The 14887-nt window shown below is 38.3% G+C and carries 12 protein-coding genes, 3 tRNA genes and 1 other annotated feature (1 of these 16 cut by a window edge); of the genes, 2 read left to right on the top strand and 13 right to left on the bottom strand.

The features are described 5' to 3' along the window. Positions 1–66 (bottom strand) — a binding site (T-box leader) (it extends 147 nt beyond the left edge of the window). 103 nt (positions 67–169) lie between these two features. From I2F89_RS04420 to I2F89_RS04390, 7 genes are all read right to left on the bottom strand, one after another. Beyond that, entirely contained in the window at positions 170–823 is a 654-nt protein-coding gene (locus tag I2F89_RS04420) for a redox-sensing transcriptional repressor Rex (protein ID WP_010736081.1), read from the bottom strand. Between the two features lie 259 nt (positions 824–1082). Then, positions 1083–2294 (bottom strand): tRNA uracil 4-sulfurtransferase ThiI, encoded by a 1212-nt coding sequence (gene thiI, locus I2F89_RS04415; protein ID WP_074800096.1) that lies wholly within the window; start codon positions 2292–2294, stop codon positions 1083–1085. A gap of 19 nt (positions 2295–2313) precedes the next feature. Next, positions 2314–3456, bottom strand: coding sequence for a cysteine desulfurase family protein (locus I2F89_RS04410; protein WP_019723566.1), 1143 nt, complete (start codon positions 3454–3456; stop codon positions 2314–2316). Positions 3457–3656: 200 nt separating this feature from the next. Further along, complete coding sequence (locus I2F89_RS04405) at positions 3657–5378, bottom strand: septation ring formation regulator EzrA (RefSeq protein ID WP_195513604.1); 1722 nt, start codon at positions 5376–5378, stop codon at positions 3657–3659. A 202-nt stretch (positions 5379–5580) separates the two neighbouring features. Then, on the bottom strand, positions 5581–6135 hold the full coding sequence (locus I2F89_RS04400; RefSeq protein WP_074800092.1) for an HAD family hydrolase: 555 nt from the start codon (positions 6133–6135) through the stop codon (positions 5581–5583). Positions 6136–6166: 31 nt separating this feature from the next. Next, complete coding sequence (locus I2F89_RS04395) at positions 6167–7006, bottom strand: Cof-type HAD-IIB family hydrolase (RefSeq protein ID WP_071867023.1); 840 nt, start codon at positions 7004–7006, stop codon at positions 6167–6169. A gap of 120 nt (positions 7007–7126) precedes the next feature. Further along, positions 7127–7960, bottom strand: coding sequence for a DUF72 domain-containing protein (locus I2F89_RS04390; RefSeq protein WP_074800089.1), 834 nt, complete (start codon positions 7958–7960; stop codon positions 7127–7129). A gap of 143 nt (positions 7961–8103) precedes the next feature. Here I2F89_RS04390 and I2F89_RS04385 point away from each other — a divergent pair, with 143 nt between their 5' ends. Next, the gene (locus tag I2F89_RS04385; RefSeq protein WP_071867025.1) at positions 8104–9072 is read left to right on the top strand and encodes an asparaginase; all 969 of its coding nucleotides are present in this window, start codon (positions 8104–8106) and stop codon (positions 9070–9072) included. A 345-nt stretch (positions 9073–9417) separates the two neighbouring features. Here the strand turns inward: I2F89_RS04385 and I2F89_RS04380 are convergent, their stop codons facing one another. From I2F89_RS04380 to I2F89_RS04365, 4 genes are all read right to left on the bottom strand, one after another. Then, on the bottom strand, positions 9418–10167 hold the full coding sequence (locus I2F89_RS04380) for an acyl-ACP thioesterase domain-containing protein (RefSeq protein WP_195513603.1): 750 nt from the start codon (positions 10165–10167) through the stop codon (positions 9418–9420). A gap of 14 nt (positions 10168–10181) precedes the next feature. Then, positions 10182–11015 carry a fructosamine kinase family protein gene (locus I2F89_RS04375; protein ID WP_071867027.1) on the bottom strand — a complete coding sequence of 278 codons (834 nt, stop codon included), beginning with the start codon at positions 11013–11015 and terminating at the stop codon, positions 10182–10184. Between the two features lie 181 nt (positions 11016–11196). Next, the gene (locus tag I2F89_RS04370) at positions 11197–12525 is read right to left on the bottom strand and encodes an aminopeptidase C (protein WP_023519252.1); all 1329 of its coding nucleotides are present in this window, start codon (positions 12523–12525) and stop codon (positions 11197–11199) included. 163 nt (positions 12526–12688) lie between these two features. Continuing rightward, positions 12689–12762, bottom strand: a tRNA-Asn gene (locus tag I2F89_RS04365). A 200-nt stretch (positions 12763–12962) separates the two neighbouring features. On the opposite strand from I2F89_RS04365, the gene I2F89_RS04360 reads away from it, so the two are divergent. Continuing rightward, positions 12963–13035 (top strand) — tRNA-Thr (locus tag I2F89_RS04360). A 684-nt stretch (positions 13036–13719) separates the two neighbouring features. On the opposite strand, the gene I2F89_RS04355 is transcribed toward I2F89_RS04360, so the two are convergent. Continuing rightward, on the bottom strand, positions 13720–14307 hold the full coding sequence (locus I2F89_RS04355) for a hypothetical protein (RefSeq protein WP_071868089.1): 588 nt from the start codon (positions 14305–14307) through the stop codon (positions 13720–13722). Between the two features lie 417 nt (positions 14308–14724). Then, positions 14725–14798, bottom strand: a tRNA-Asn gene (locus I2F89_RS04350). Positions 14799–14887 lie beyond the last annotated feature (89 nt).

The raw sequence follows: 14887 nt of genomic DNA, 5'->3' as shown, positions 1-14887 counted from the left end.
CGTTCCACCATTCGTTCTCTCTCTCTAAACGTCGGACTAGTTACTCCTCTTGATCAACATCTTGACTCATTTTACAATGGTTAGTAGCCAAAGTCAATAAAATCTCTTGATGAATCGCTGTTCGATTCACATAAAAACGCCACTTTTGCACGATCTTCCCGCTTAGTTTTTACTTGGAAGGAAAGACTTGCGAATAATTTTCATCAAAATAGATCAACGTCTGTAGTTCAGTTGTCAGATCGATGTATTGCATATGGACATGTGGCGGAACGTTGACACGATCTGGTGCAAAGTTCAAGATCGCAGTAATGCCTCCTTTGACGATTTCGTCGATGGCTGCTTGTGAATACTTACTTGGCACAGTTGATATCGCCACTTTGATTCCTTCTTTTTCAACGATTTCACTAAAGCGATCCATAGGATAAACCATCACACCTTCGATTTCTTTTCCGACGATGGCTGGATCATTGTCAAATACACAAACAATATTCAAATTTGCATTTCTTCTGAAATTGTTGTGTTTCAATGCTTTTCCTAAATTCCCAAAACCAACTAAAGCGATTCTTTTTTCTTCCTCTGTGTTCAAAATTCGATCAAATACTTCAATCAAATAGGGAACATCGTACCCATAACCGCTTCGTCCTAATTCTCCTAAATGAGAAAAATCTCTGCGGATCGTGGCAGAAGGTACTTGTGTGATCTCACTAAATTCATTTGATTTGATTCGTTGAACACCAGAATCATTCAACATATTCAAATAGCGCAAATATAAAGGCAACCGTTTCGCTGTTGCTTTTGGTAACGTTTCTGATTTTTCTCGCATATCGTTTCTCCTTGTTAATCATTTCACATAATTTTAGTTTAGCATGGAACAAGGAACCTCGCAATAGGAGGAAGCTTAACTCCATGAAAAACAAGAAAAATAAGGTACCATCCACAAAATTTGACATACAATTTTTGTGGATGGCGCCTTATTTCTCGAGGCTAAACAATTGTCTCGTCCTCTTTCACCTGTCTACTTCTTGAGACTGGATCTTTTATTACGAATGATCGACTCGTACAAGAAGTACAAGTTCCTTCGTTTAAAGTAAATCAGAAAATTCTTCTACTTGTTCTTTTGCTGTTTCTGTGTGGATCGTTTCGATCTTTAATCCTGCCACTGCACGTTCGATCATCCCATCGATATCCAAACGTTCTTCGTATTGATGCACTTTTTCTAGTCGTGGACGAGTTTTAGGCTGTGGCGGTGCAAAGATCGTGCAGCAATCTTCAAATGGTTGAATGGACAAATCAAACGTATCGATTTGTTCAGCCACTTCGATGATCTCTAATTTATCCATCGTCGCTACAGGACGAATGATCGGTGTATTCGTGACCTCATTGATTGCCACCATACTTTGGAGTGTTTGGGAAGCCACCTGCCCTAATGATTCACCATTTAAAATCACTAGTCCATGACGAATACGGCGGATCTCATCTGTCAAACGAAGCATCATCCGACGTGTGATCGTCATCCAGTAGCCTTGGGGCACCACTCGTTTGATCTCTTCTTGCACTTCTGTAAACGGTACTTCGATAAATTCGATTTTACCAACATAGGGTGTCAGCTTCACTGTTAAGTCTTTCGCTTTTTGCAAGGCTTGTTCACTCGTGTAAGGTGGACTAGCAAAGTGGACAGCTTCAATTTCTACCCCACGTTTCATGGCATAATAACCGGCAACTGGAGAATCGATCCCTCCAGAAAGCATCAACATACCTTTTCCACTTGTACCGACAGGCAGACCGCCAGCTCCTTTGATCGTCTCATAGGAAAGATAAGCCCCATCTCGGCGGATTTCCACACGCAACGCAATATCTGGCTTTCTCATCTGTACTTGGATATCCGGAAAAACATCGATGACTGCATTTCCTAATGCTTGGTTTAGTTCGTTGCTGTCCAATTCAAAGCTATGATCACTACGTTTTGCAATGATCTTGAATGTTTCTTTTCCTGTATAGATTTCTTGCATGATTTCCTGAACCGCTTGTTTTAAACTTTGTACTTCTTTTTCTACTCGCACGCTAGGTGAAAAGTTTTGGATTCCAAATATCTTCGCTAACTTAGGGATGACTAAGTCTCCGTCTACACCGTTCAACAGTAGATGCATCCGATCACGCTCTGCGTGGATCTTGATTTCAGGAAAATCGCTCAATGCCTGTCTGACATTTTGTGCCAACTGCATAATAAAACTTCGACGATTTTTTCCTTTTGTTGAAAGTTCACCATAGCGAACCATGATTTCACTGTACTTCACAAAAACACTCCTCTGTTTCTTAATTGATGACTGAAAATTTCTTGTACAACTGTTTAAAGATGATCATGAATTGTTCGACTTCTGCCATCGTATTGCTTTCATCTAAGCTGACGCGAATCGCTGAAGTAGCTAAATCATTGGGTACTTGCATCGCATGCAGCGTACTACTTGCCATGTGCTTTCTAGAAGAACAAGCGCTTGTCGTAGAGACAAATATTTGTTTTTCTTCTAATGCATGGACCAATACCTCACCACGAATACCTTTTAATGAAAAACACAAAATATGGGGTGCGTAATCTTCACCTTCAGAAAAAATCGTTACTTTATCATACGTATGTAAAGCTTCAATCAATGCTTGTTTAAGATAGGCAGTTTGGTTTGGTTTTTGTGCTTTGATATCTAGAGCTAAACGCAGGGCTTTTGCCATCGCGACGATTCCCGGCACATTCTCTGTTCCACTCCGTTGATTTTTCTCTTGTCCGCCTCCAGTGAACAGCGGTGCTAACCGGCGGCCTTTTTTCCAATAAACAAAACCAACACCACGAGGCCCGTGGAATTTATGGGCAGAAAAAGTGGCAAAATCCACACGTTCAGTCAACCATTCCTCTAAAGGAACTTTACCAATGGCTTGTACCGCATCCACATGGAAATGGATTTTAGGAAAATCATTTAAAAAACTACTGATTTCTTTGATTGGTTGGATCGCACCTACTTCATTATTTACTGCCATAACGGAAACTAAAATCGTTTCTTTACGCACTAATTTTTTCAACTCATCTACGCGGACGATCCCTCTTTTATCGACAGGAGCAATACTCACTTCGATACCGAGTTTTTTTAACTGCTCAGCTGTTTCACTGACAGCTGGATGTTCAACGCCTGAAATGATCATGTGGTTACCGTAACCTAGTTTTTCAAGCATCGTTCCTTTAAGCACCCAGTTATTTCCTTCTGTTCCACCTGATGTGAAATACACTTCTTCAGGGGAGACAGCAATCAGTTCAGCGATTTGTTTTCTCGCTTGTTGTAGCAGGCGGTTCGCCTGATTGCCTAAATCGTGTAGACTTGATGGATTCCCGATGATCCGTTGACTTGTTTTGACATACGCATCCAAACTTTGCGGATAAATCGGTGTTGTCGCACTATTATCGAAATATATCATATTTAAACCTTCTTTTTTTGAAATTCTTACCTATTATAACGGTTGTCCCTTGTGCTTTCAAGTGGCGTTTTCTCTGAGTTGGACTCTATAAAAAAATCGATCGAATCAACGTATTTCTCTACCCAATAGTTACTAGTCAATGACTCCCAAAAAAAGACAACACTCGGCACTTGCCTGTGTTGTCTTTTTTGATCGCAGGATTATACTAAATCAGGATGATTGAAGTAAAAATCTTCGATTCGTTTGAATGCACCTGGTTCTGTGCGCTCTAATGCTGTGCCGATCTCATCCAAAGCCTCTTGATAGTGATATTCTTTATTGAATAAGTAATAACTCTTTTCAATGGCTTCTTTCACTTCTTCATGTGTGTGACGGTAACGGTTCGCATATTGCAACATTTGCTCGGTTAATGCTGCTGCATCCACTAGATCGTGGGTTTTCTTATCAAGTAACTCTAGATCTTCTTCACATAATGCTACAAGACGTTCGACCTCATCCATGTTGACTCTGATTTTATTCAACACAGTACTCAATTCTTCGATACGTTCTGTTGCCACAAAGAAAAACTCTAGATAATCATTTGGCAAACCTGGTAATCGTTGTTTTTCAACAAACCGTTTAAGACTGCGCAATTTAAATTCGAATGTATCGATTTTTTCTTGCGCTTCTTTTTCACCTTTTCTTAGTTCGTGTAAAGAATCGCTGATTTCAACCTGTTGGTTTTCAATATCTTCTAATACTTTGAAGACTTTCTTATAGAACGTTCTTACTTCTGAGTAAGCCACTTCATGTTGTTGTAACTGTGGTTTGATTTGTTCGTTTTGGCGTTCGATTTCTTCCACTTCTGTTTGGAAACCACGTACACGCCCAATTTCGTTATGGTTCAATGTATAACTTTGAGCGGTATGATCTAATTCGATCAACAATTGACGATTGTTTTTTGTCGCATGTTTGATATATTGTTCGATCGTTGCTTGATTTTTAGTCACAAATGCTTGTGCTTCCATCTCACGTTCTAAAATATCATATAATGCATCGATCAGATTAGCCGTTTCACGATTTTCAAATTCAACAGTTTCAACTTCCGTTTTCTCAATATTGATCAACGAACGTTCGATTCGACGATTGATCGTTTCGATATCGCCAAACAGGTTTTCTTCTGGAAAAACATACTCCTCTTTGACCAAGCGGTCATAGGTCTCTTGGATCTCTTCCACTTGCGCCGGGAAAGTCGTATTCAGATCTTCAAATAATGGCGGGATTTTTTTCATTAACGCATCCACTTCATACGTGTGTTTTTCCGCTTTATCCAGCACTTCACGGGCTTCCACTGGATCACCTGAAGTATTTAACGTAACAAATTGTGTAAACTCATTTTCAATCGTTTTCACTTGCTTTTGTAACTCAGGTAAAGCTGGACCGTATTGCTGTTCTTCTTCTCGGATCGTTGCTTTTAGTTCCTCATAAACGTCTAAAGCTTGTTGAACAGCTAAGGAATTACGTTCTTCTGTTTCACGCAATTCTTTTAAGCCTTCACGAATCTCCGCAACTTCTTTTTCCATTTGGTTCATGGTTGCTTCGGCTTCTTCTACTGCTTTTTTTCCTTTTAAGAATCTAAAGCTCTCGTTGAGATTTTCGACTTCAAAGATCTGACTTTCTAACTCGGCAAATGATGAGGTAGAGATGTCGTTCCATTTTTGACTCCATTCACGAAAGGTATTTTGGCTTTGCCCCACTAGATGCATTTTTTTGACATCGTCAACTTCTTCAATCACAGGCAAGTCGAATAATTCTTCCTTGCGTTTTTCTAAGACGTCCAATCGATCTTGGTTTTTTTTCTTCATTACGTAACTAACCAAAAAAGCCAGAATGGCGACTATAATGATTGCAATGACGATCCCGATGATAACATTATTTCCCATTTAAGGTTCCTCCGTTTTCAATATGCATCTACTGTCTCTATTTGTTTATGATCAGACGAATCTGATTTGCATAACATTGTAAATACGTCTTTCGTGCAAAAAGACATCTATTTTATATTATAACATACTATGTTCAGTCATACACTACCTACATAAAAAATCTTTTGGCCATCTTTCTACCAACTAAAATGAGAAGACCTTATCAAGGACCCGTTGAAGAATTTTCTGTGGCAAACTTTACTTGCTCTGCCTTCTTCATTTGCTCCTTGATTTCCTTTGCGATCCTTTCTTCAGGCGCGTAATCCTTTTGCCAATTGTCTGGCTTCAATACTTTGTTTGTAACAGGATCGTAGTGAGGTTTACCATCTGGAAATAGTTTACCCATATTCGCTTGATGGACAATATCAAAAATCCTCGTAGGATCAACGCCCAGCAAAGAAAAAGAGCCATACGTAAAATAAAGCAAATCGGTCAGCGCATCTACTTGCTCGACGAGACTTTCCTCTCCCCAAATCTGTTTTTTAAGAATCTTTTTTTCTGCTTGATCAATTGCATGATGCAAGTATTGGACGGAATCATGCAATTTTTTCGCATCACCGTCACTCGCTGCTGCCACAAATTCAACTAACTCTTCGATTTTGAATCCTGCTCGATCATCCGCATGTTCTTTAGTAAATGCAGTGGGTCGCTCTGGTATTCTTGGATCGAATGTCCGATGGAATTGTTCTACTTTTTGATAAGGTGTTTCTGGCTCCATAATGATTCTAGTCCTCCTAACTGACATACATTCAATCAACTATCCCGAAATGCTTCAAACCTTTATAAATACCATCCGCTTCATTTGATGCTGTGACAAAATCAGCTTGCTGCTTCACACCAGTTGGCGCATTCCCCATTGCAACACCGATTCCTACTCCTTTTAGCATTTCAACATCATTGTAATGATCGCCAAATGCCATGATTTCAGACAATGCCATTCCTTTGCTTGTCGCAAACTGTTGGATTCCTAACAATTTGGATCCCCCTTTAGGAATAATATCGACCGTATAAGGATTAGAACGTTGGAACGAACACTCTGGGAATCGTTGGATGAGTTTTTCTTGCTCAGATGTTTGGCTCAATAAAATGCATTGATAAATCGGTTCATTCAATATCGCTAAGGTTTCATACCGTTTACGTTGACGATGTGGACTGAACACTTGTAAGATTTTTTTCAACAGACGTACAGGGAATTTTTTTGGTAAGTGATTGACGATTTTTTTGATGATGATCGATTGTCCTAGCATCATCGTCGTTGAACCATCTAGTTGATCTCGCCCACCAAAAATGATTTGTCGGTGATGAGCATCTGAAAAGTGGACGATATCCGCTAATACTGTTTTATCAAAAGGATGGTCGACGATCGTTTGATCACGGTCAAAGACTAATTGACCATTGTAGACGACGAACATGTCTAGTTCAAGTTCATCGATCACTTCTTTGATTCTTACAGGGCTGCGCCCAGTGGCAACACCGCATAATATGCCCTTTTTTTGTAGTTGATCAATCGCATATTTAGTTGAAGCCAACGCTTTTGCTTGGTTGTTGACTAATGTGCCATCGATATCAAAAAAAACTGCTTTGATCATGTCGTTCCATCACCTCTTCCGATTATTATTTAGTAAAAATTTCTAGTTGAACAGTTTCAATTCTTATTGGTAAGGCGTGCGTGCTACTTTTTATATAGAGTGATTACAAAAGACAGGTCTTCAAAACAAATCGATTTGTTTTGGATTCAGCTCATCTGGTTCGATCCCTAAGATCTTTTGTAATGCCAAGGCATTTTCAGCCGCATCTCCACCAGAGTTATTATTGAAGATCACCCCAACATATTTTGTTGACCCGTCTACTTTTTTGATGGCTGCTGCTAATTCCTGTAACTCTTCTTCAGAATAGCGATACAACGTTCTTTTTTTTCGCCAATCCTGATCATTTGCTTGCCAACCTTGCTCATTTCTTCCATGAAAACGAAAAAGGGTAAAATCCGTATTTGTCACATAAGGATCGAAAGGAATCGTCGTATTCAGTAATTGTGGTTCATCAATGATTGCTAAGGAAAACATTGCACGAGTCATAAACTGTCTCGTGCGTGACAGAAATTGGTCGCTATACCAAGAATAGTCACGTAACTCAATAGCTACCGGATAGCCATTGAACCATTTTCTTAGTTTTCTTAAATAGGCGACATTTTCTTTGGTGCATTTAAATGAAGCAGGGAATTGAACTAAAAAACAAAAGAGTTTTCCTGACTCGCTCATCGGTGCCATCACATCCAAAAAGTGTTCAATCATCTCTTCTTCGGATTGATAATACTTCTGCCAGTCGCCTTGACCGCTAATTCCTTGGTAAGCTTTCATCACGAAGCGAAAAGATGCCGGTACTTCATTCACCCACTTCTCCACAGATGACTTTCTTGGGATACCATAATAGGCGGTATCTAATTCGACTAATGAAAGGACACTCGCATAATCGTAAAGAGTATTATTCTTTTTTCCTGTTAATTTGTCATGTTCTTTAAATGAAGTCAAGCCAATTTTGATCACGACGAATCACTTCCATTCGTTTAAATTCATTTTATCTTTGTTCTCAAGTTGTTCCGTTTGATTCATTCATAGCAAAACTCTTTTATATAGTATACAATAAGCTAGAAACCCTATGCAAAATTATTCGTGAGGAAGTTCTGAAAATGAAAAAAATTCTTATCTTACACACAGGCGGCACGATCGCCATGAAAGAAAATTCTTTAACAGGTGGCGTAAGTCCAGATGTGGCTAACCCACTATTAGATGCAGAAGTAACGATTCCAGAAAATGTTGATTTGATCATGGAAGATATCTTTAATCTTCCTTCCCCGCACATCATGCCTAAACATATGTTACAACTTAAAGAAAGAATCAATCAAGCCGTTCTTTCTGACATCCAAGGTGTCGTGATCACCCATGGGACAGATACGTTGGAAGAAACAGCATTTTTTCTAGACTCAACGATTGGCGATAAATTACCGATCGTCTTAACAGGAGCGATGCGTTCAAGTAATGAGTTAGGTAGCGATGGTCTATATAATTTTGAAAGTGCGATTCGAGTAGCAAGTTGTGAGGAAGCAAAAGACAAAGGTGTTTTAGTCGTGATGAACGATGAGATCCACTCAGCACGCTATGTCACTAAAACCCACACGACTAATGTCGCTACTTTTCGTACTCCTACGTTAGGACCAATCGGTTTGATCACTAAAAATCGTATATTGTTTATGCAAGAATTACTTGAAGCGCAAAGACTAGATATCGCATCAGTCAAAGGAACGATCCCAATCGTCAAAGCCTATGCGGGTATGCAAGGTGATTTATTAGAAGCACTTGCCCATTCGAAAGTCGACGGTCTGGTCATTGAAGCTTTAGGCGCTGGGAACCTCCCTCCGCAGGCATTAACAGCATTAAAGAAACTCTTGATCCAAAAAATACCAGTAGTCTTGGTTTCTCGTTGTTTCAACGGAATCGCTGAACCCGTCTATGATTACGAAGGTGGCGGAAAAGAACTCGCAAGTATGGGCGTTATTTTTTGTAATAGTATCAATAGCCAAAAAGCTAGAATAAAACTTTTGATTGCCATTAACGGTGGCTTGTCAGAAGAACAGTTGATCAAATTTATGACACAATAGAAATCAAATTGAGTAATACAGGGTTTGCTCGCCTCTTCATATGGAAAACTCAATAGACGCTACAATCACATCATTGTTAAACGGAGTTCCAAATGAAACTCCTTTAGAAATAAGCGCGAAAAAGAAAGTGAGACAAAAATAAAATTCATTTTTGTTTCTATCCTTAAAAGCGAATAAACGGTGTTCCAGAAGTAACTCCTTCGGAAATAAGCCGAGAAACCCAAAAATTTGAAAAACAATTTTCGGGTTTCTCGGCTTATTTCTCGGAGCTGAACACTTCTGTCACAACCTCTTTTCGCGCTTATTTATCGAAGCAAAATATCTCACAATCTTATCTCACTCGATTTATTTTGTTTCTTCATTTTTCTCCCATAAGATATTCGCTGCACAATAAAGTTGCTCTTGCATTCTGATCTCATGTCTCGTTTTTACCTCTGTTCCAGACACCGTTTGTTCATAATGACTCTCGATCTCATTGCCATATTCAACTTCTTTATCAAAACGGATCAACACATGTTTAGGTGTATGTGTTGTCAAAAAATCGTAACCTAAAACATCAATGATCCAGTTGAAGTACATCGCATTGTTCACATGTTGATTGCTGTCAATATCATAAAATCGCACACGATATGGCAACATCAAGCCTGATTCGATTGGCTCGATTTTTTCTTGTCGTTTGATTTTCTTGATTTTTTCACTTTCAAAAGGTGCAATGATTTCTTCATTCACACTACTCATCTTACGGTTCACTAGATCCATCAAAACAAATACTGATTCGATTTCAACTAATTCATTTCCTTCCTCATCATGAATCCAAAAATTACGATAGCAAAAGAATTTATTATACTGCATCGCTTGTGTGGTAACATCGATTGTTTCACCTACATGAGGCAAGCGATTGATTTTCATCGAATAGTTCGTGATTACCCAAGTCAAGCCAAAGCTACTGACAAAGTCGGTTCCTCGACCTAAATGATCACTTTGTTCTTCCGAAGTCTTGATGACTACACCCAGCATGGACGGAAAAGTCATTGTTTTGTTGATATCACATTCATAATAAGATACTTCATGTTTTTTTGTATATTTTTGTGCCAAAAGAAAACCTCCAATTACTTCTTCATTAATATATGATCGACCTGTGTCCCATAACTCTCTCCAAACATATTGAGATGCGCCAACAAGTAATAGAGTTGATAGAGTGGCAAACGACTCTCCCAGCCCTCTTCCAATGGCCAGCTTTCTTGGTAAGCTTCCAGGAATTCAGGACGAAAGCCACCGAACAACTGACTCATCGCAATATCTTGTTCGCGATTCCCATAAGAAACTGCCGGATCGATAAACACTGGTCTTCCTTGCCTATCATAGAAAACATTACCACTCCATAAATCTCCATGCAAGAGGCTAGGCGTAATCTTCCGATGATCGTCACGATTTAGTAGTTCTTTTTTTAACCGCTGATACTCTTTTTCACGTGTTTCATTCCATCGATTGTTTTTCTCCGCTATGTCGATTTGAGCCTCCAAGCGATTTTTGAAAAAGAAGGTCCACCAATCTTCTTCAAATGTATTGAGCTGTGGTAAACTGCCTAGATAATTGTCCTTGCGAAAACCAAACTGTGGTGCAGTTGAACGATGGATTTTTACTAAGTCTTTTGCCAGTTCTCGAGGATCACCTTTCCCTGGTTCGATCCATTCCATCAATAGATAGGCACCTTCATTTGTTTCGCCTAACATATAAGTTTCAGGTACTCGTACATGTGGTGCAAGCTCTTTCAGACCATCCACTTCTGCTTCAAAAAAGCGTTTGGTCACATGAGGATGGATTTTTAGAAAATAGGATTTTTGCTGTTCTTCAATTCGATAGTTTTGATTCACATCTCCCCCAGTAATCGGTATCACCTTACCACTCAAACGAATCTCTGTTAACACTTCTTGGATATCCATTTTCACTCCTCCTTGCTATTTCACAAGATCGATGATTCATCAATCAAGTACGCCCGCAACAACTCCTATATCATTTTAAAGTATAACACAGGTATTTATAAAATCCTGAAATCAAGAAATCAACAAAAAACAGATACAGAAAACTATTAAGTCTCTGTATCTGTTTTGATTGATATTGAAATTAAGCTAATGCCCCCATTGGGTCCCAAGGAGCTAATAAAATTGGTTCAGCATTAAATGCGGCTAGCTGTTCTTCCGTCAATAAATCTTTGCGGACAACGATTTGATACGTATATTCATCCATCCACTCATCACTCATCACAAAGAACCCTTTATCTCCGACTTTTTCTCCCCAGCTGTTTTCGACTTTCCATTTAGTTGATTTTCCATCAACTAAATCGACACCAGTCAAGACCATCGCGTGAGTCATCAAGCTTTCTCCATGATCTAAACGTTCCGCTTTAGTCATAGAAAAATCTAAATCAAATAATTCATCCATCTCATAAACATCTGTTGCCATGATGCCACTATCTCTTGTAGAAGATTGACCAACATCACACCCAAACCACACAGATTCTCCTTGTTCCAATTGAGCAATCGCTAAATTTTTGAACGTTGTCATATCGACATTAAGATATTTGACTTCTTTTCCTCCCACAACATTCCCTAACATTTCGACCGTATAAGAGCGATCGTAAGGCTTGTCTGCCGTCGGTGCATTGATGATACTTACATAATCATCCAAATTTACACCAATATATTTATCGTAAAACATTTGTGGAGTCAATTGTTGATCGATATGGTAATTTTTTTCTTCATCTCGGTACTCAAAATCAAATTCAGTTGGTGGCGTACCTAAAGAAGTTGTTAGAAATTGATAGATCCCTGCTAACATCTTTTCTTTTTCTACTTGGATCTCTTCATTTGTTTTTCCTTCTGCCACTAATTGACGTAGTTTAACGGCGTCTTTACGCAATAATTTGTTTAAGTAGTTATTCAAATCACGAGAATTTGAGCTATTCGCGCTTTCTGGCATCACTGATTTTGGTACGACACCATATTTTTGGAATAATGATACGATCATATCCCATTGTCCACCATCTTGTTGGGGAACAGCTAGTAAAAAAGCGACTTTACGACTGTCTAATGCTTCATTACCAGTTGCAAGAATATTTTCATAAAAATAGTTTGCTTTCTCATATTTATCCCAAAAGAAAGTATAATTTTGTGATAATTCAAATTCTTTTAAGTGGAATTGATTCAACAATTTGTGACGGAATGTATTCAACGCCGCAAACATCCAACAACGGCCAGATTGTTTTTGGTTTGAGACTTTCCCAGTCGCTAGATCTACAGAAAATACCGGTGTGTTTTTTGTATGTGAAGCAATATTTTCTGCTGAAGCTGTGATCCCATTTTTTACAACAGCATTTTGTAAAGCTTGTTGCTTTTTATTCGTTTGAAATTGATCGGCAAATTTTTTTGTCATATCTGGTGTAATCGCGTTCATTTAATCATCCTTCCCGATTGAAAATATACCTTCATTTTACTCTTTAACCCTTCGAATTACAATGTGCTATTCTGAAAATTCAGAACAATCATGCGATTCAATCTACGTATTTTCATTGGAAAACAAAAAAATCCAGAAGAATACTTCTGGATTTTGTGTAGTACTCCGGCAGTAGGACTCGAACCTACGACATCATGATTAACAGTCATGCGCTACTACCAACTGAGCTATGCCGGAATCAAATTACATGAATATAATATCAATTTTCATCATATAACGCAATACTTTTTTTTCGATTTTTCAAATAATTACTAATTAACCATCGTTATTTTATATTTGTGAAAAACAACTCAATTTCTTTTAAATGTCGTCTGTTCACAGAGAAAAGTTATTGACAAATGACTATAAATTAGTTATCCTATTTAGGTAGTAAAAATGCCGCTTTAGCTCAGCTGGTAGAGCGCTTCCATGGTAAGGAAGAGGTCGACGGTTCAAGCCCGTCAAGTGGCTTTGTAGAGATTGTGACAGAAGTATCCAGCTCCGAGAAATAAGCAGAGAACCCAAAAAAATTGTTCATCAATTTTTTTGGGTTCTCTGCTTATTTCTGAAGGAGTTACTTCTGGAACACCTTTTATTCGGTTTTAAGGACAGAATCAAAAATGGACTTTATTTTTGTACCATACATTAAAAAAAAAGATAGTATCTCCTTAAAAAGACACTATCTACTGATTTTAAGCAAATCGGTTTCTTTAATATTTTAGGCATTCTCAAAATAATGTGCAATGAATCTTTGATTTGAAACTCGATTAATCCTATTAGGTTGCCCTAGCTTAATGGAAGCTCGTGGATTAAATGGCGTTACAATTTGGTTAACCATACTTATACTTGTATTTTCAATGGAAACTGTGTTTCCTAAAGAATATATCCCGACTCTATAAATCCGCCATTTGTCACTATTAATATTCCTACGATTATCTACTAAAGAACCCACAATTCTCTATTGCTGAAAGATTAGCAGTCCTATATCCCCCTCCAGCGTGTAAAGGATCACCAACAATTTGATAAGTATCAGCAACATTACTTATGAATCGATCGATTTTTAATTTGAGGGACTACTATATTTCCATCCGTACTTACAATATGCGAATCTAGCATTATACAAAATGTTGTAGCTAAAAAATTGCAAGTCGAATTTTAAGCGTTTCCTAAAATTCGGATAATAAATCGCTGACTAGTACCTCCATTAGCTACTTCAAGTGGTCTCAATATAAGCGGACTACCCAGCCAGGCAGCAGGATAAGTCATAATACGATTTTCACTCACATTTTGAATGTATACTGTATTTCCATTCGCATGTGATCCAAAACGGAAAATTCGCCACTTATCGCTATTGATATTCCAACGTGTATCAATATTCTGCCCATTTGCTGATAGATAAGCTGCTCTGAATGTCCCTCCAGCATTAAGAGGACCACCTACAATTTGATAAGTACCATCTTCATTGTTATAGAACATAACCCATCTTTGATTTGGAAGGCCCTGGTCTTGACGCATAAATACACGACTGGTAGTGAACATATTCCACTCTAGAACATTTCTCGGATTTTCTAACATCTGAATTGATACAATCCTGTGATGGTAGGTATTTCCTACGTTAGTAGCTCGATTTATAATTTGAGGCTCTGCGGTATTTTCATCCGCACTTACAGTATATCCACTAATTATTGCACTAAATATCGTACAAACAAAAATTCCAAAAATCAGTTTAGTAATTTTTTTCATAACTTAGTCTCCTTTATTCCGATTTGCTTAGATATAGTATCTCAGTTTTCTTAACAAAAATTACATTTTGATTAGCATTGCAACAAAAAAATACTTCGAAAACAAATTTTAAATTAATCTAATTTTAACAAATAAAGAAACTGGGACAAAAATCGTCTCGCACAATCAAAAACTGAATAAACAGCGGGAACAGAAGCAACCTCCTTCACTTGACTGAACTCATTAACTCTTATTGACAAATAACCAGTTTTCCAAGATTAATCCGGAACAAAAAAGAATCAATCTAAGCTTCTCTCTGCTTCGATTGATTCACGATGAAATTCTCTCAATTTGAATTCACCAAACTACTTGACGAAGAGCCTTTTTTTTATGTAAAAACAACAAAAAAACACAACAGAATCTGTTGTGTTTCAAGTACTCCGGCAGTAGGACTCGAACCTACGACATCATGATTAACAGTCATGCGCTACTACCAACTGAGCTATGCCGGAATAATAATACCAGCGTGGCGGCGTCCTACTCTCACAAGGGGCAACCCCTCACTACAATCGGCGCTAAGAAGCTTAACTTCTGTGTTCGG

It is taken from the genome of Enterococcus sp. 1001283B150225_161107_E12 (assembly GCF_015556925.1).
Classification (GTDB): Bacteria; Bacillota; Bacilli; order Lactobacillales; family Enterococcaceae; genus Enterococcus_B; species Enterococcus_B mundtii.
This window is presented reverse-complemented; position numbering and strand designations above follow the sequence as displayed.

What these genes read in the sequence shown, in the direction of transcription:
- I2F89_RS04420 (WP_010736081.1), bottom strand. Translation starts at nt 823, where the DNA reads ATGCGAGAAAAATCAGAAACGTTACCAAAAGCAACAGCGAAACGGTTG.
- I2F89_RS04410 (WP_019723566.1), bottom strand. Translation starts at nt 3,456, where the DNA reads ATGATATATTTCGATAATAGTGCGACAACACCGATTTATCCGCAAAGT.
- I2F89_RS04405 (WP_195513604.1), bottom strand. Translation starts at nt 5,378, where the DNA reads ATGGGAAATAATGTTATCATCGGGATCGTCATTGCAATCATTATAGTC.
- I2F89_RS04400 (WP_074800092.1), bottom strand. Translation starts at nt 6,135, where the DNA reads ATGGAGCCAGAAACACCTTATCAAAAAGTAGAACAATTCCATCGGACA.
- I2F89_RS04395 (WP_071867023.1), bottom strand. Translation starts at nt 7,006, where the DNA reads ATGATCAAAGCAGTTTTTTTTGATATCGATGGCACATTAGTCAACAAC.
- I2F89_RS04385 (WP_071867025.1), top strand. Translation starts at nt 8,104, where the DNA reads ATGAAAAAAATTCTTATCTTACACACAGGCGGCACGATCGCCATGAAA.
- I2F89_RS04375 (WP_071867027.1), bottom strand. Translation starts at nt 11,015, where the DNA reads ATGGATATCCAAGAAGTGTTAACAGAGATTCGTTTGAGTGGTAAGGTG.
- I2F89_RS04370 (WP_023519252.1), bottom strand. Translation starts at nt 12,525, where the DNA reads ATGAACGCGATTACACCAGATATGACAAAAAAATTTGCCGATCAATTT.
- I2F89_RS04355 (WP_071868089.1), bottom strand. Translation starts at nt 14,307, where the DNA reads ATGAAAAAAATTACTAAACTGATTTTTGGAATTTTTGTTTGTACGATA.